This is a genomic window from Sterolibacterium denitrificans, assembly GCF_900174485.1.
Classification (GTDB): domain Bacteria; phylum Pseudomonadota; class Gammaproteobacteria; order Burkholderiales; family Rhodocyclaceae; genus Sterolibacterium; species Sterolibacterium denitrificans.
Map to the genome: position 1 here is coordinate 1,648,956 of NZ_LT837803.1, position 17,071 is coordinate 1,666,026.

The 17,071-nt window shown below is 56.9% G+C and carries 15 protein-coding genes; 12 read left to right on the plus strand and 3 right to left on the minus strand.

All coding sequences use genetic code 11. From position 1 onward, the window contains the following. The first annotated feature begins 2 nt into the window (after positions 1-2). Entirely contained in the window at positions 3-752 is a 750-nt protein-coding gene (locus tag SDENCHOL_RS07635; RefSeq protein ID WP_154716688.1) for a sensor histidine kinase, read from the plus strand. A 56-nt stretch (positions 753-808) separates the two neighbouring features. Here SDENCHOL_RS07635 and SDENCHOL_RS07640 read toward each other — a convergent pair whose 3' ends face one another. The 3 genes from SDENCHOL_RS07640 to SDENCHOL_RS07650 all read right to left on the minus strand — a co-directional run bounded on the left by SDENCHOL_RS07640 (position 809) and on the right by SDENCHOL_RS07650 (position 2,932). Continuing rightward, positions 809-1,156, minus strand: coding sequence for an FKBP-type peptidyl-prolyl cis-trans isomerase (locus tag SDENCHOL_RS07640; RefSeq protein WP_154716689.1), 348 nt, complete (start codon positions 1,154-1,156; stop codon positions 809-811). Between the two features lie 89 nt (positions 1,157-1,245). After that, positions 1,246-2,262 carry a LysR family transcriptional regulator gene (locus SDENCHOL_RS07645; protein WP_231912941.1) on the minus strand — a complete coding sequence of 339 codons (1,017 nt, stop codon included), beginning with the start codon at positions 2,260-2,262 and terminating at the stop codon, positions 1,246-1,248. Positions 2,263-2,305: 43 nt separating this feature from the next. Continuing rightward, positions 2,306-2,932 (minus strand): hypothetical protein, encoded by a 627-nt coding sequence (locus SDENCHOL_RS07650; RefSeq protein ID WP_154716691.1) that lies wholly within the window; start codon positions 2,930-2,932, stop codon positions 2,306-2,308. Positions 2,933-3,013: 81 nt separating this feature from the next. Here SDENCHOL_RS07650 and SDENCHOL_RS07655 point away from each other — a divergent pair, with 81 nt between their 5' ends. From SDENCHOL_RS07655 to SDENCHOL_RS07705, 11 genes are all read left to right on the plus strand, one after another. Beyond that, positions 3,014-3,415 carry a hypothetical protein gene (locus SDENCHOL_RS07655; RefSeq protein WP_154716692.1) on the plus strand — a complete coding sequence of 134 codons (402 nt, stop codon included), beginning with the start codon at positions 3,014-3,016 and terminating at the stop codon, positions 3,413-3,415. Then, positions 3,412-3,576: a hypothetical protein gene (locus tag SDENCHOL_RS07660; protein ID WP_154716693.1), complete on the plus strand. Its 165-nt coding sequence runs from the start codon at positions 3,412-3,414 to the stop codon at positions 3,574-3,576. The genes SDENCHOL_RS07655 and SDENCHOL_RS07660 overlap by 4 nt, the downstream gene beginning before the upstream one ends. Positions 3,577-3,728: 152 nt before the next feature. Further along, on the plus strand, positions 3,729-5,141 hold the full coding sequence (locus SDENCHOL_RS07665) for a DUF2325 domain-containing protein (RefSeq protein ID WP_172955031.1): 1,413 nt from the start codon (positions 3,729-3,731) through the stop codon (positions 5,139-5,141). A 163-nt stretch (positions 5,142-5,304) separates the two neighbouring features. After that, positions 5,305-6,048: an SDR family oxidoreductase gene (locus SDENCHOL_RS07670; protein ID WP_172955032.1), complete on the plus strand. Its 744-nt coding sequence runs from the start codon at positions 5,305-5,307 to the stop codon at positions 6,046-6,048. A 66-nt stretch (positions 6,049-6,114) separates the two neighbouring features. After that, on the plus strand, positions 6,115-7,131 hold the full coding sequence (locus SDENCHOL_RS07675; protein WP_154716696.1) for an amidohydrolase family protein: 1,017 nt from the start codon (positions 6,115-6,117) through the stop codon (positions 7,129-7,131). Positions 7,132-7,183: 52 nt separating this feature from the next. Beyond that, positions 7,184-7,690 (plus strand): nuclear transport factor 2 family protein, encoded by a 507-nt coding sequence (locus SDENCHOL_RS07680; protein WP_154716697.1) that lies wholly within the window; start codon positions 7,184-7,186, stop codon positions 7,688-7,690. Positions 7,691-7,894: 204 nt separating this feature from the next. Next, positions 7,895-8,179, plus strand: coding sequence for a hypothetical protein (locus SDENCHOL_RS07685; RefSeq protein WP_154716698.1), 285 nt, complete (start codon positions 7,895-7,897; stop codon positions 8,177-8,179). Positions 8,180-8,289: 110 nt separating this feature from the next. After that, complete coding sequence (locus SDENCHOL_RS07690; protein ID WP_154716699.1) at positions 8,290-11,505, plus strand: flavodoxin domain-containing protein; 3,216 nt, start codon at positions 8,290-8,292, stop codon at positions 11,503-11,505. A 160-nt stretch (positions 11,506-11,665) separates the two neighbouring features. After that, positions 11,666-13,294 carry a phytoene desaturase family protein gene (locus tag SDENCHOL_RS07695; protein WP_154716700.1) on the plus strand — a complete coding sequence of 543 codons (1,629 nt, stop codon included), beginning with the start codon at positions 11,666-11,668 and terminating at the stop codon, positions 13,292-13,294. Between the two features lie 99 nt (positions 13,295-13,393). Then, entirely contained in the window at positions 13,394-15,112 is a 1,719-nt protein-coding gene (locus SDENCHOL_RS07700; RefSeq protein ID WP_154716701.1) for a phytoene desaturase family protein, read from the plus strand. A gap of 230 nt (positions 15,113-15,342) precedes the next feature. Beyond that, positions 15,343-17,070: a phytoene desaturase family protein gene (locus tag SDENCHOL_RS07705; RefSeq protein WP_154716702.1), complete on the plus strand. Its 1,728-nt coding sequence runs from the start codon at positions 15,343-15,345 to the stop codon at positions 17,068-17,070. Position 17,071: the final 1 nt, after the last annotated feature.

Here is a 17,071-nt window from a genome sequence, read left to right on the forward strand (position 1 = left end):
TCGTGGACTCACTGGTTGCCGCAGCCATTCACGATGCCAAGAATTCGCTGAATGCCCTTGGCACCTGGCTTGCCAGAGCGCGGCACGAGTTTGCCACTCAGGCGCAGGGTGCGGATTCACCCGCGCTCAGGCAGGCAGAAAACCTGGCAAGTCTGCTCGGCGGACAGTTGGTGGAATTGCTCGTGCTCTACCGTGCCGGCGAAGGCAGCCTGCGCATGGCCATTGAGGATCACAGCCTGGCCGATTTCGTTGCCGACGTCATGACGGAATTTGCCGTTGCCGGATCGGATGCCGGCAAAATCAGGATTGAAACCGATTTCTCTGCAGCGGAGTGCATTGGCACCTGGGCTTTCGATGCCTACCTGGTCAAACTCGTTCTGTTGGATGCCTTGCGCAATGCCTTGCGCCATGCCAGCCGGACAATCCGCTTCAGCGTCGGTCAGCTCGGCGAAGAGGGGATACGCTTCACCGTCAAGGATGATGGCGAGGGCTACCCGGACGAGGCATTGCGCGCTGTCGAGGCCGAAACGGACGCTGCCGACGAGATCGACCGTTCCGCTGCCGCGAATGAATCGGTGAGCAAGCATGGCGGTACGGGTTTGGGGCTGCGCTTCGCGCGCCTGATTGCCAGTCGCCATGCCGTCCCGGCCAGCCAAAGCGGAAGACCAGGGCGGCAGGGGCGGCTGGAGCTTGTCAATGATGGCTTGGGTAGCGGCGCCCGGGGGGCGCGTTTCACGCTCATCCTGCCGTAGTCGTAGCCATAATCCGCAGTCTGCTGCGGCCCGGTCGATCCGGTGGCATCGACCGCTCAGCTGATGCCCAGCAGCTCGACTTCAAACACCAGCGTCGCATGGGGTGGAATGACGCCACCGGCGCCGCGCGCGCCGTAGCCGAGTTCCGGCGGAATGGTCAGTTTGCGCGTGCCGCCGATTTTCATGCCGACAACGCCTTCGTCCCAGCCGGCGATGACTTCGCGGCCACCGAGGTGAAAGACGAAAGGATCGAAACGATCCTTGCTGGAGTCGAATTTGCGCCCGTCCGTCAGCCAGCCCGTGTAATGCACCGTTACCATCTGACCGGGTTGCGCCTCTGCGCCATCACCGATCTTGACATCCTCGATACCGAGGCCGCTGGCTGTTGTCATCGTTGTCGTCATTGAAGCTGTCTCCCGTAAGCATTGAAAAATGCAGCCAACCGGCTGCAACTGCCGGGATTATCCTAGAAACCGAAGTTGGCTGCCGCAGTTCATCCGGCGCCGGGTTGATATCGCTGCTTGAGGGTTGCCGGAGAGTAATCCCGCAATTCGTACGAATAGAAATGCTCAATCAGAAAATCGATAAGTACCCTGACCTTCAATGATAGATATTCACGGTGCGGATATTGAATGAATATTTCCGAATCGTTGCGGCCGTCGTCGTCGACCAGAAAGTCCGGCAACAACACCTGCAGCCGACCGCTTTCCAGATGTTCAAGTACAGACTCAACGAAGGTCACTGTTACACCCAGTCCCATCAATGCGGCATCGACGACGGTATCCACTTGCTTTGAGACGACGAGCCGTCCATTTGGGTAATGTACATAGCTGGCAGATTGCTGGGTCGCGTTGTCGGATGTCTCCGCGGTGAAGTTCCAGCTATACCGTTCGCCTGAGAGGCGCAAGGCGGTGATGCAATCGTGATGGACGAGATCATCGGGATGCCTGGGTTCTCCCTTCCGCGAGAGATATTCAGGGCTTGCCACGAGGACCAGGGGAAGCCGGTAAAGATGACGATAGACATAGCGTGTTTCGGTCGGCTGTCCGTGAATGATGCGAACATCGAAGCCTTCGCTGACCAAATCCGGCATGATGTCGTTCATGCTGATTTCCAGGCTGACATTCGGGAAGGTGTCGAGAAAGGTTGGCACCAGGGGCATGAGCAGATGACGCCCGAAATATGTCATGGTGGATAATCGGATCAAACCGACGGGACCGCCTCTCGCCTCCTCAACGAGATTGATCGCCTGATCGATGCGGGCGAATCCCGCATCCACGTGATCAAAGAAGAGCTTCCCTTCCGCGGTCAAATGAATGCTTCGCGTAGTGCGGTTGAAGAGGCGCGTATCAAGCTGATTTTCAAGCCGCGCAATACTTTTGCTGACAGCCGCCGTGGAAACCCCGAGGCGATTTGCTGCAGCCGTAAAGCTTCCGCTTCTTGCCACCTGAATGAAGGGCATCAAGTCCTTGATCGACTCGACGGTGCATCGGTTTATATTGATCGGCATCACGATAGTAAATGGCCCAGTCAACGCCAATTTGACTCAATGCTCATCCGGCAAGCAGATCGGACAAGGCAAGGTAACGAACGGTATCTCCGGCACGAACGGCGCATCCGCCCGGCAAGTCGATCAGTCCATCCATCCAGCCGAGGGAGCTTGGCGCGCCCGAGCTTTGGTTTCTGCATATTGCCGCTTCATGGCCGTCTGGCCCCATCCGTGAGCGGGCACGCAGAAACTCGCGTCGGGAATCGGGATTTGGCCAATCAAATGCGGCCTTGACCGGCCAGGCGACCTGATCCGCCGCAGCGCGGCCGATCATCGCCATCATCCCTATGGCGGCAGCATCCAGTCGTCTTCCCCCAGGCAGGCATACATTGCCTTTTTGAATGTCTTCCCCGGCAATGCGAACGTTCGCCCCCTTCTTTGGAATCCGCTGATTTACCGGCAGCCATGCCCCGTCGCGCAAATCGGCATGGACGACGGCATAGCCGTCCATCGCGCTGCAATCCCATCGCGGCAAGTGATCGGGGGTAACGATATCCTCCGCAAGGATGCGCCCCGCCAACTGATCCAGCGAAACCTCTTCTGTCGCAGAAAGGGCTTCGCATTCGGCCATGATGGCGATGGCGTCTTCCAAAGAGGTCAGTTTTTTCGTTTTCATTTCATTGCGTATCATTGCTTATCGTTATATTTAAGTTAATATAACGTATTCTTGCGTATGCGTCCAACCGTGGTCTCGTCAAATTTCCAATCAGCCATGAGCAAGCGCCTGTTTTCGCCGCCACCTCGTCTTCTGCCCGGCCAGCGCTGGCTCAACATCAGCTTGCGCTGCTTGCACCTTATCGGCGTTGCCGGCGTGGGAGGCGGTTTTCTGTTCGATCTTCCCGAGGCGCAATGGCAGCCATTCTGGACTTGCCTGATGACATCCGGCTGCCTGCTCGTTGCGCTCTACATTTGGACTGATATTGCCTGGCTGCGCCAACTCAAAGGGCAGGCCATCGTCCTGAAGCTCGGCTTGCTCGGCATGGCCGATCTCCTGCCCCAGTGGCGGACAGAGTTGTTCCTGCTGGTCATCGTGCTGTCGGCTTTCTTCGCGCATGCTCCCGGTTGGCTGCGCGGCTACGTTTTGTGGCGCAGGTTGCGCGGTACGCTGACATGAAATATGTGATCGGCCTGCGACACCGCCGTTGTTTCACGATCGGCCACTGCAATGGATTGGAAGTTGCCATCAGGAAGCTGGATGACAAGGCGAAGCTGCGTGTTTACCTCACCAGCCTGCACGGCGGCTGTTTCATCGTTGGGAAGATGATGAGTCTGTAGCTTGTTTCATTTGCCTGGTCGTGGGCCGTCAAGCAAGTAAGACTTGATTCCGGCCAGCTTGTGTGGATCGCTATATATAACTTGATATATCGAGGGTCACTATGAAAAATCATGCCGTACCGAATGCTTTCCCGGAGCGCATCATTTCCGCCATGCTGGCCAATTCCGCCAGCAACACCGGGGATATTCTGGCACCCCTGCGGCCGGCAGACGGCTTGACCAGCGCCGTTCGCGATCTGCGCGATGCCGGCGTGAGGATGAAGCCGTTTTCACTCGCTCTCGGACAGGCATTTTCGGGCGAGGAGGCGCCGGACGACGGCAGTGTGGGCCAGCCACTGCGCAGGCAGCGACGCAAGATATGGGAGATGCCGCATCCATGGCATTGCACGCTGATCGGTACCTGTCTGACGGTTTCCGACCTGCGCCACCTGATGAAATTCGGCGATCAGGATGTTCCGGTTGTCGGTGACTATGGGCTGCATTCCTACATCGTCAACCATTGTGACGCTCGCAACGAGATTACCGACGAAATCCATCGCATGCTGAATCAGCGCTATGCGCAGGCCGTTCGCAGTTTCAGCAAGGTGATGGGATCGGATGCGGTGCTTGCCGCGTGGAAGCGGGAGTTCGTCGCGGGAAACATCGCTGGCAGCCTGTGGGCCGCCTGGACTCACGGCGATGTCGGCGAATACGAGGGAATGGTCATCTACGGCGATCTGCATATGCTGTCCCATCAGTTGTGTGCCGAGGCGCAGCCCAGCCAGATCCGCATCGGTGAACTCGAAAAGGAAAATCACCTTCAGGTCGGAGAGCTTGCGCGTTTGCGACAGGAGCTTGCATCCATGCGCAACGGACGCGCACAGCGCATCACGGAGCTGGAAGGACGCGTGGCGGAACTCGAAGGCAAGCTGGACGGCGCGCGCAAGGCGGAGGCCGCATGGATGGCGGCGGGTGACGCCCTCGGTCAGAACCAGGCGCTACGCGAGCGCAACGAATTGCTGAATCAACGCCTTTCGACTCTGGAACAACGCAATCACGCCCAGCAAGGCCGGCTCGTCGAGCTCGGGAACGAGATCGCCCGTATGCGTAACGCCGCACCGCGCAAGGGCGACGGCGCCACGGAAGAAGAGGTCGTTGATCCGGCGGACGACATCGTGACGACTCACGTTTTGCCGGACAAGGCGAACGGCCTGCACCTCGATGGGCGCCGCATCCTGTGCATCGGGGGGCGTCCCGGAGTCATCGATCACTATCGCCGCCTGGTCGAGTCGAGCGGAGGCAGCTTCATCCATCACGATGGCGGTCAGGAGGACAACGAGCATCGCATCGATGCGATCGTCGCCAGCGCCGACATCGTGTTCTGCCAGGTCGGCTATGTGTCGCATCCCAGCTACTGGCGCATCAAGGAAGCCTGCAAGCAACGAGGATTGCCGTGCGTCTTCCAGAAGTCGGGCGGGGTCACTGGTTTCGCCCGCGATCTCGCACTGGTCTTTGAAGACGCACGGGTACGGCGGCTGCCCCAGGCATCGTCGCGGATGTTGTTCGCACCGTCGGGCGAGCATTGATCATGACGACAGGTTCCCGGGCATCCGGCTTGAATTGGACGATACCGTCCGGCCGCATTCTTAACCGAGGGTCAAGAATCATTTTCTCTTTCTCTCATATATCTGCCGAACCCCTCTCGCTATAGTGCCGCTCACTTCACAACATCATGCAGGAGAATCCAAAGTGAGTTTAGCCGGACGGAATGCGATTGTTACTGGCGGTGCATCAGGCATCGGGCGCGCCATCGTTCTTAACCTGGCAGCCGCTGGCGCGCGCATCGCTGTGTGCGATCTCGATCTTCAGGGTGCGACGCTCGTTGCCGATCTCGTGAAAGAAAACGGAGGCTTTGCTGTTCCGGTGCAGGTCGACGCGAGTGACTCGTCGTCCGTAAGTACTGCGGTTACAGCGGCAAACGATGCCTTGGGCACCGTTCATATCCTCGTAAATTGCGCAGGAATCGGGGGATGGGCAACTGTGCCAGATATTTCCGATCAGGCATGGCAGCAGATGATCGGCGTCAATCTGGACGGACCGTTTTACTTCGTTCGCGCTCTGCTTCCCGGCATGATTGATGCGCACTGGGGGCGCATCGTGAACATCAGTTCGGGCGCGGGACAAAACGGTGGCGGTCCGGGCCTGGCTCACTACTCTGCGGCGAAGGCAGGTGTTTTGGGATTGACCAAGGCAATCGCCCTGGAAGTGGCGCAAACCGGAGTCACCGCCAACGCCATCGCGCCGGGCGTTGTGAAGACGCCCATACTCAAAAACGTCCCTGACGACCATCTGGAAGAACTGACGCATCGAATTCCGGTGGGTCGCTTGGGCCTTCCGGAAGATATTGCCGGCGCGTGCGCTTATCTGGTGTCCGAAGAAGCCGGCTATGTCACGGGACAGGTGCTCTGTCCAAACGGTGGCTTTTACATGTAAGCGTGGCACGGTAAACAAAATGAGCACAACACATATTCACGACAGTATCGAGTAAGGACAGAAGCAATGGCCACAAAAACCGCCAAGGATTACTTCATTGCGATGACCGAGTTTCATTTCATGAATCTCCAGACCATGTCGGAGATCGACTACTACCCGAACGTGCAGCGCTGGTGGGGCAGCGTGGATGGGGTGATGCGCGCCTGGTCGGGTCGCGATCTGACCGGCGAATGGCCGCAGCCGCTCGCCAGCGCGCTGATCGAGCACATGGACAAGACCAACGTCGACGTCGCCTTCTGCCTGCGCGAGCCGATGATGGACGTCACCGGCGGCGTGGTCTCGCTATCGACCAACGGCTTCATGCTGCAGCAGATCGCGCCGTATCCGGAGCGCATGTACCTGGAAGCCAACGTCGGCCCGGTCATCAAGCGCGGCACCAAGGAAGCCAACTGGGAGCTCGAATACCTGTTCAAGGAAAAGGGCGCCAAGCTGTGCAAGCTGTACACGCCGGAAGACGACGGCCCGCTCAACGACAAGCGTCTCTGGCCGTTCTACGAGAAGGCGCAGGAACTGGGCATCACGCTGACGGTGCACACCGGCTTCAGCTACGTCGTGCCGCAGCCCAGCAGCCACTGCCAGGTGGGCCAGCTCGACGACGTGCTGCTCGACTTTCCCGATCTCAAGATCATCGCCTATCACGCCGGCTGGCCGCAGTCGGAAGAGCTGATTGGTCTGTGCGGCAAGCATCGCAATCTCTACATGAGCCTGTCGGGCATCATCGGCTGGTACCAGCGCGCGCCGTATCGCGGCTACCACGCCATCGGCACGGCGCTGCAGTGGATGCCGGCCGACAAGATCGTGCTGGGCTTCGACCTGCCCTTCGACGATCTGGGTCGCGTGGTCGATTACATCGTGAATCTCGACATGCCCGAGGAACTGCAGGAGAAGTGGGGCTATGCGCAGGTGACCGAGGAAGACAAGGCGAAGATCCTCGGCCTGAGCCTGGCCAAGCTGACCGGCATCGAGCCGGTGAAGCGCAAGCAGGGCGGCTACAAGATTCCGGCGCCGGCGGCGGGTCATTAAGAAGCTGCAGCTTGTTCAAGAACAGCACCCGTACCCTCTCCAAGGAAATCTCATGACCATCTCGCTGCAAGCGCTCTCGGATCGCCAGGCAATCACCGACCTCATTTATAGCTACTGCAGGTCCATGGATCGGATGGACCGCGAACTCGGCTATTCGGTTTGGCATGAAGATGGTGTCGCGGATTACGGCTCAATCTACTGCGGCAGCGGGCGTCAGTTCGTTGACTGGGTTTGCGAAATTCACCAATCGATGACGTCGCACTCTCATCAGATATCCAACATATTGCTTCAACTGAACGGCGATCGCGCTGGAAGCGAGTCTTATGTAACGGTGGCTTTGCGCTTTAACCATGAGGGCAAACTCAAACAGGAAACCGTACGGGGACGTTATCTCGATCGCTGGTCTCGCCGCAACGGGCAGTGGGGAATCGAGCAGCGCATTTTTGTCGTCGACTTCGAGGAAATCAGGGAGGTTGCAACCTCGAGCATTGAAGGCTGGGGGCGGCGCGATCCTGCAGACATGTCATACGACGTGTTGTCCCTGTCTGGTAAACGATGATGTCGCTTTGATCGTTTACCCGAGAGAAAAGGGCATGGGGCGTGGTGTCGGATTGGATGACGCCAGCCTTTATCGCGCATTTTCTCGCATCACGTTTGCACGTCCTTCCGGCCGGCGCTACATACGAGTTGAAGCGCGGCCGGCAACCTGGATCAAGCAGCCTCAAATCAATCGGCAAATCTTCTAATTGGCACGAATAGTGAAATGGTAGAGAACGCAAATACCCGGCGTCGGGGCGCCATGCTCATGCGCTCAACCGGGCTTGGAAAAACGGAGCTGCTTGCTGAAATCATCGGTCTGAAACGGCAGGGCGACTATTTGATCATGGAGGTTCACACGATCTCGCCGGTGTTCTGGAAGATTCGCAGCGGCCTCAGTCGACGTGATTTGTGGATGTTGATCAAGGCGCTGTTAAAGATGGAGGTGATTGGCTTCCTGCTGAATTTTCCGGCTTGGTCCAAAGAGCCAAAGCATCCAGGTGAGTTTTAGGCAACCTGCACAATCGGACTTGCATCCACGCACGCATGCTGCATGCAATTTATAGACGAGTCTTGACCAAAGAACTTTCAACGCGTGGTATTCGGTAATGTGGATTTGTTATGTCCTTACCTGGGAATGAATTTGACGCGATTATCGTAGGCGCTGGCCCCGGTGGTGCGACAGCTGCTTACTACCTGGCCAATGAGTCAGGCCTGAAAGGTCTGGGGCTGCGTGTCGCGCTGCTGGAAAAATCCTGCTTTCCTCGCGACAAGTACTGCGGTGACGTGTGGTGTGCACCGGCACGCGACATACTCGAAGACATGGGCGTCCTGCAGGAGATCGTCTCCGAGGGCTTGTTCAAGGAGACAAGCACAGGAGGCTTCGTTTCGCCGAACGGTGAGAACTACCTGAAGGGCGCAGACAGCAATGCGGCTGCGTCGGCGGAAAGTCGACCCATCACGATCAAGCGAATGATCTGCGATGAACGCATCGCGCGCCGTGCCGCGGAGGCAGGCGCCACGCTGATCGAGGCGGCGCACGTCACCGCTGCCGAACTCGGTGCGGACGATATGTGGCGCGTGCGCTGCGCCGATGGACGTGAGTTTCGTTGCAGGCTTCTGCTTGCCGCCGACGGTGCGATGAGCAAGTTGGCACGCTCGCTCGGTATTGTGACCACCCCGCCTGAAGCGGCCGCAGTACGCCAGTACGTCAAGGGAGGGACGCACAACTTCAAGGCGGATGGAGTCATCCTTTCGCCGGAATACATCCTGCCTGGCTATGTTGCGCTGTTCCGTCATTACGATGACGACATCAATCTGGGTTTTTACATTATTCCCGGGGGCACAGCGAAGGTTGAGGATATTGCGCGAATCCATGAAGAAAAGATCCTGAACGATCCATTCATCCAGCGCGCACTGGGGCCCGATGTGATTTATGCCGAGCCTGTCCGCACGGCTGCGTTGCGTTTGGGTGGGGTGCCGCGCAGTTCGGCGAAACAGTTCATGGTGATTGGAGATGCGGCTGGGCAAATCGATCCATTGACCGGCGCCGGCATCCACACTGCAATGATCAGCGGGCGGCTTGCCGCACAGCGCGCGATCGAGATGTTCGCCAGCAAAAATTTCGACGAGGCGCAATGCGCCGTTTATCACCAGCGTTGGATGGAGGCATTCGGCAACGATTTCAAGTCGTCAGCGATTGGCGTTCAGTGGAGCTACCGTTACCCATATGTGCTCGATGCCGCTGCCTCGTTGGCCCAGCGCACCGGCGACAGCTTCATGACCGAGTTCGGCGCGATCATGACCGGCGTCAAGCCAAAGTCTACGTATGCACGACCGGACATCGCCTTTCCCCTGTCCTGGGAAATGGGCAAGCAGTTTTTCAAGCAGAAGGTGCTGCGTCGATCCTCCGGTTGGGCGTCCTATGTTCGCCATGCGACGGAAAATACTTCTCGCAGCAGCGCCTTCGGCACGGTGTGTCTGAAAGACGATCGAATCACGGCGCCTGAGGTACGGCAGGCCTGGACAGAGCGCAATCAGGTGAATCCTGCGGAGGAGTTGTTCGCGCATGCCAGCAACGTACCGGAAGCGCACCGCATATTGATGCTCTATGGTTCCGAGTATGGCTTTTGCAAGACCACGGCCTTGCGCTTTGCCGAGGATATGTCCGACAAGACAGTCGGTGGCGCTCCGCTGTCGATACGGGTACTGGACTTGTCGGCTCACGAGCTGATCGATTGGCAACGAGAGCCTGTCATTCTGCTTGTTTGCGCCACCGCTGGCGACGGGGACGTTCCAGAAAATGCCAGGCGCTTCTTCAAGTGGCTGGGCATGACCGCAGCTCGTCTCAACGGAGTGGGCTATATGGTATTGGCTTGCGGCGATACCGCCTACCCGAATTTCTGCAAAGCAGGATACAGGCTCGACGGCTTGCTCGATGCCGTCGGCGCTCGGCGCCTACTTCCCGTGCATACGGTCGATAACAAGGATGAAGCGGACATTTCCCGTTGGTTTGCCGCCGTCCCGCCTCAGCTCGAGCATCACGCGCAGGCGGCCTCCGGTTGGCAGCCGCAAGGGGCCGAAACGGACTATCTCCATGCCGCTGCATTCGCATACTATGCAAGCCGGGAGCACATGGAGCGTATTTCGCCCGAGCATCCATGTCGCGCTCGCATCGTCGCACGCACTGCACTGACCAGCCCGAATGCCGAAAGTCAAACCGTTTCGGTACTCATTAGCTTGCGTGATTTTCCAGATACACGCCGCATGGATTGGCAGCCTGGCGATGCGCTTGGCGTCCTACCGCACAACGCGCCGAAACTGGTCGAACAAATTCTTGAAATCAGCGGCCTCGATCCCGACAGCCCGGTGGATGTGGCCAACAGCAGCACTACCCTGAAGGAAGCCCTGCTAACGCGCCTCGACATCAAACTGCTCAGCAGTCAGCAAGTCGAGTTCTTCGTTGCGCGCATCCTGGATGCCGATGAGCAGGCGGCTTGGCAACGTCATGTCGAGCGCCATGATGACAGCCGCGCTGCAGCACGCAGCTATGCCGCCGAGCATGAACTTATTGACATGTTCATGGATTTTCCTTCGACGACACGCGGCTTCGTGCCGAATGATTGGCCTGCGCTTCTCCCGCTGCTGGAACCGCGCTTCTACTCGATCTCTTCTTCGCCGCTGGAAGATGCAGAGCAGATGGTGCTTACCATAGCGGTAGTCCGCTACGACTTGCACGGGCGTCCGCGTGAAGGGATCGCCTCGACCTATTTGGCCGAGCGTCTCGGCGAGAACGAGGAGCTTGACGTATTTCTGCAAGCCAACAAGGACTTTCGACCGCCGTCGCTCGACGCACCGGTCGGTTGCGTGATGGTAGGGCCAGGTACTGGCGTTGCGCCGTTCCGTGGTTTTGTCCGGCATTTCGCAAAGCAGGCCGAGGCCGCCGGCAAGACGCTGGCTGAAGTTTGGCCCGAAGGCGATCAACCGCTCCTGTTCTTTGGTTGCAGGCATCCGGAGAAGGATTTCCTGTATGCGGATGAATGGCAAGACCTCGCACAGTCGGGCGCGATACGCCTGGTGACCGCCTTCTCCCGAACCCAGGTTCGGAAAATTTATGTGCAGGACCGGCTACGCGAAAACTCGAAACTGATCTGGGATCGTTTCGAGCGCGGCGCTCATTTCTTCATCTGTGGAGATGCCAAGCATATGGCGGGGGACGTCGAACAGGTGCTTCTGGAAATCATCGCCTCGGAAGGAGGGCGCACAGATGAAGAGGCACGCACATACCTCGAGACGGTCGCCGCGGCCGGGCGTTATCAAAAGGATGTCTGGGCATAGGTACGAGGTTATCGAGACGGGTTTTCGGAGATGCGTATCAGTATCGATTGCCGCATCACCGATTTATCCGCAGCTTGTGTGGAAACACGTTCAGGCAGCAATGCCGATGAGGCTTCATCGGCCAATGGTTTTCTTAGACTTTATGTAATTGGAGAATGGGATGTCCGAAAAATTTGATTTCATCGTGATTGGCGCTGGCCCCAACGGTTTGGCAATTGCCGCCTACCTCACGCGTGCCGGCCAAAAGGTTCTTCTCCTGGAAAAACGGATCGAAGAAGGCGGGGGCTTGATGACCGAGCAGGTAACGCTCCCCGAGTACTATCACAATACTCATGCCTTATACATGATGATGGTCGACCAGGCTCCGATCTACAGTGATTTCGAGTTTGAGTCCCGCTGGAATGTTCGTCATGTCTTTCCGGACTTGCAGGTCACCTTGCCAACGCGGGATGGTCGCGCCCTTTGTTTTTACCGTGATGTCGAGAAAACCTGCAAGTCCATTGCCGAGTTCTCGAGTCGTGATGCTGAAGCCTACCGGAAGATGCATCATCTGTATGCCCAGATGATGGATCAGATTCTCGGACCACAAACCTATGTTCCGATGGATCCCGCGCCATTGATGGCAGCAAAGGCCTATGCATCCGAGCTGGGCCGGGAGCTTGCGGAGTTGACCGAAAAAACGCCGCTCGAAATCGTTACCGAGATGTACGAGCATGAAGTCGTTCGCGCGGCAATGCTCTACATGTGCACCCATTGGGGTCTGGATTACTCGCAATCCGGCGTCAGTTACATGGTGCCGATCTATCTGAACCGGATGGTGAATTACCGACTCACTTGTGGTGGTTCGCACCGGGTTTCCAATGCCTTGTACAAGTCGGTTTTTGCGAATGGAGGGGAAATTCGCCAGAGCGTCCGCGTGAAACGCATTCAGATCGAGAACGGCGTCGCTTCCGGCGTGCTGCTTGAGGACGGCCGCGAGTTTCACGCGGAAAAGGCCGTCGTCAGCACCCTCAATCCGCATCAGACCTTTCTCGATTATGTCGGAACGGAAAACCTGGACGCCGACTTCGTTGCAATGATCAAGGGTTACATGTGGGAAAAGTCGAGCATGAACAATGTCCATTTGGCGCTCGATGACTTGCCGAACTTCAAGGCCGCTAGTGTGAATCCCGATGTGAATCAGTCGCTGACATACATCCTGGGTGTCGAGTCGGTAAAGGAGGTCACGGACTATTACGATGCCATCCTGGACAACCGTATGCCAGAGCGCTCGGTGATGACGTGCAGTTTCCCCAGCGTGCATGACAGCTATCAAGCGCCCAGGGGTAAATCCACGGCCTATCTTTCCCAGGTCGTGCCTTACGATCTTCAGCCCGAGGGAAAGGAGCATTGGTATGACCGCGATTTCAAGAAAACCCGGACGGCGGAGATGATCGATCTCCTGGCGCAATACACGACGAACATCAATGACAGGACGATTCTCAAGTCGTACATGACGACGCCCGTCGACATCGAAAACAAATTCGCCACGATGGCGAAGGGTGGATTCAAGCATGGCGCTTATCACCCGCTCCAAATGGGCTATCTGCGCCCCAATCAGGATTGCTCCCAGTACCGCACGCCCATCAAGAATCTGTACGTGGGCGGCGCGAGTGTCGCGCCTGGTGGAATGATCATCTGGGGGCCTGGATACAACTGCGCGAATGCGCTGGCCGATGACTACGGCATCGAGAAATGGTGGTCGCAGCCAGAGAACGTGCGAAAGGCCATCGAACGAGGTTACGTCTGAAGTGACACGGGCAACGCATCGCATCAGCGGCCGTTGATGATCGCGAGGATTCTGGGCGGCTAACCAATGATGTTGAAATAACTGTTGTCGGAGAACGGCATGGCTGATCTGAAATACGACGTAGTGATTTGCGGTGGTGGAAACAAAGCGCTCATGTTGGCAATGTACCTGACGAAGTTTGCCGGGATGCGTTGCGGGATTTTCGAGCGCCGCCATGAGATTGGTGGCGGCCTGGCAACGGAGGAAATTGCCGCGCCTGGCTTCAGGGGGAATACCCACGCGAATCTCATGCTTCCATGGTATTGGACGCCCTTGTACAGAGACTTCCCGGAATTCTGGGACTACGGCGGCATGATAGACCAATACAAATGCAGCGACGGCGCCATCTTTCTCGACACCCAGAAGTGCCTTGGCATCTATAGCCAGAAGTTCGATCCCACTCAGGAAAGAACCGCGGAGCAGATTGCCCGCTTCTCCCAGAAAGATGCCGATACCTGGCTGAAGCTCTGGAAACTGACATCGACCCCGGAATACCAGCGCGTTCTGTTCGATGATCTGATGAATCCAGCGGAATGGAAGACGCGGCCGGAATACATGGAACGCCAAATGGGCGTGTTCAACGTCATTCAAGAAGCGGGAATCGATCCTATGCCGTATATGGGGGCCTCTCCCATGGAGGCTGTTCGGATGATGTTCGAAAGTGAAGAGCTGCAATATACGGTGCTGCGGTTTTTCCCTTCTTCAGTGATGAATGTCAGGGACAAGAGCAAGGGCATGCTGCTTTTGGGCATGGCGAACATGCTGCCCCAGATTTCCTTCGCCCGCGGCGGCACGCACATGGTCGCGCATGCCTGTCATCAATGGCTGACCAAGAACGGATGCGAGTTCCACATAAACAAGACGGTGACGAAGATTCTTCACGACGGAAAGCGGGCATCCGGCATTGAATTGCATGACGGCACACAAGTCGATGCGAGCAAGCTGGTGGTGACTGCCGGCTTGAGTGTGATGCAGCTGCTGGACGTCATTGGCCGCGATGTTTTTGGCTCCGAGATTTGCAGCAAGGTCGACAATCTTTCGCATCACAACCTTGGCAGCATCATGTGGTACAGCTACGCCATCCACGAGGCGCCCAGGTACATTGCCGAAGACTTCAATCCCGACATTCATGAAACGATGTGGCTGGGGCTGACGACCTCATCGGATCTGGAACACCTCGGCCGTGAGTGCGATGAGGCGACGAAAGGCCAAATTCCGGCCATTGGTGATTTCAACCCGGTCGTATGGTGCCATAGCCTTGTTGATCCATCGTTTGCGCCGCCCGGCAAGCATATCGCTCAGCATGAGATGCAGGCTCCCGGCGCCCAGGATCTGACCGATGATGAGTGGCTGCGGTTGAAGGACAAGCATGCTGAAGACATGATCGAGTTCTGGAGCAAGTTTGCGCCCAACATGAACTGGTCCAATGTCATCGGTATCGACACGAACAGTCCTTACGATATACGTCGCATGGCGAACCTTCCTTACGGCAACTGTGCCGGGATCGACAAATCATCCACACAGGACGGTCCGAATCGCCCAGTGCCCGAGTTGGCGAATCACCGGACGCCCATTCAGAATGTTTATTGCACGGGCGGCTATTGGCATGTGGGCGGAACTGCAAGCGCTGCCGAAGCATATAACTGCTACAAGATCATCGCCTCCGACCTGAAGCTCGACAATCAGCCCTGGACCTTGGCTGGAAATGAAGAGCCCGACTCTCTTATTGATCAACAGGTTCAACTGGTTGAAAGAGTCAGGAATACCTTCAGAGTGTAGGTTCGCGCAACGCGCCTTCCCGCTCCTGCCGCTCGAATTCGCACCGAGCCATTCGTTGATGCGCCATGTCTGGTGCGCTTGCCTCGTTCCTGTGAATCATGGGCATTGACTGGCTACGGGCGTCATGCATGAGTTCATGCATCGGCTGACTTGAATGAAGCTTTCGTAATCCTTTTTTCTCAATCCAATTTCTCAATCCAATCCAATCCAATCCAATCCAAGGAATTGAAATGTCAGACCTAACATACGATGTAGTCATTTGTGGTGGCGGCAACAAAGCTTTGATGCTGGCAATGTACCTGACCAAATTTGCAGGCATGAAATGCGGAATATTCGAACGACGCCACGAGATTGGCGGTGGTTTGGCCACGGAAGAAATAGCGGCTCCCGGTTTCAGGGGGAATACGCACGCCAACATCATGCTCCCCTGGTACTGGACACCGCTGTATCGTGATTTCCCGGAGTTCTGGGATTATGGCGCCATGATCGATCAGTACAAATGCAGCGACGGTGCCATATTTCTCGACTCTGAAAAATGCTTGGCCATCTACAGCCAGAAGGTCGATCCGCTTCAGGAGAAGAGCGCTGAGCAAATCGCCAGGTTTTCCGAAAAGGATGCCGATACATGGTTGAAGCTCTGGAAGATAACCAACACGCCCGAGTATCAGAGAGTGCTTTTTGACGACCTGATGAATCCGGCCGAATGGAAAAGCCAGCAGGAATTCATGGATCGACAAATGCGCGTGTTCAGCGTGATCCAGGAGGCCGGAATCGATCCAATTCCCTATATGAACGTATCCCCTCTTGAGGCAGTGCGCATGATGTTTGAAAGCGAAGAGCTTCAATACACCGTATTGCGCTTCTTCCCTTCGTCGGCAATGAATGTCAGGGACAACACAAAAGGCATGCTTCTGCTTGGGATGGCCAACATGCTGCCCCAGATTTCCTTCGCCCGTGGCGGCACGCACATGGTCGCGCATGCCTGTCATCAATGGCTGACCAAGAATGGATGCGAGTTCCACATAAATAAAACCGTGACAAAGGTGCTTCACGATGGAAAGCGTGCTTCCGGCATAGAGCTGCACGATGGAACTACCGTCAATGCAAAGAAGCTCGTCGTAACTGCGGGCCTCAGTGCGATGCAGCTATTGGAAGTCGTTGGCAGGGACGTGTTCGGTCCAGAAATCTGCCGCAAGGTCGATGCTCTTTCCTTCAACAATATTGGCAACATCATGTGGTACACCTATGCCTTGCACGAGGCGCCACAGTACACCGCCGAGAGCTTCAATCCGGATATTCACGAGACGTTCTGGCTCGGTTTGACGAGATCGTCCGACCTCGAGCATCTTGCACGTGAGTGCGATGAGGCGACAAAAGGGAAAATGCCATCCCTGCAGGAGTTCAACCCTGTCGTTTGGTGCCATAGCCTGGTGGATCCGTCGTATGCGCCACCCGGCAAGCACGTGGCGCAGCATGAAATGCAGGGGCCGAGCGCAACGAGTCTGACTGACGATGAATGGCTTAGGCTGAAAGACCAGCATGCCGCCGATATGATCGAATTCTGGAGCAAGTTCGCTCCCAACATGACTCAGGACAACATCATTGGGATTGATACCAACAGCCCTTATGACATCCGGCGGATGTCGAATCTCGCGCCTCATGGGAATTTTGCCGGGATAGATAAATCCGCATCCCAGGACGGCCCCAATCGTCCCACGCCGGAACTGGCAAACCATCGAACACCGATCGACAACCTGTATTGCACTGGCGGCTATTGGCATGTCGGCGGCGAGGCGAGTTCGGCTCAGGCCTACAATTGCTACAAGATCATCGCGACGGATCTCAAGCTGGATAATCAACCTTGGCAGATGGCCGGCAAGGACGATCCTGATTCCCTGATCGAGCAGCAAAGGCTGCTGGTTGATAGGGTCCGATCGAGTTTTCCCGTGAAGTCATGAG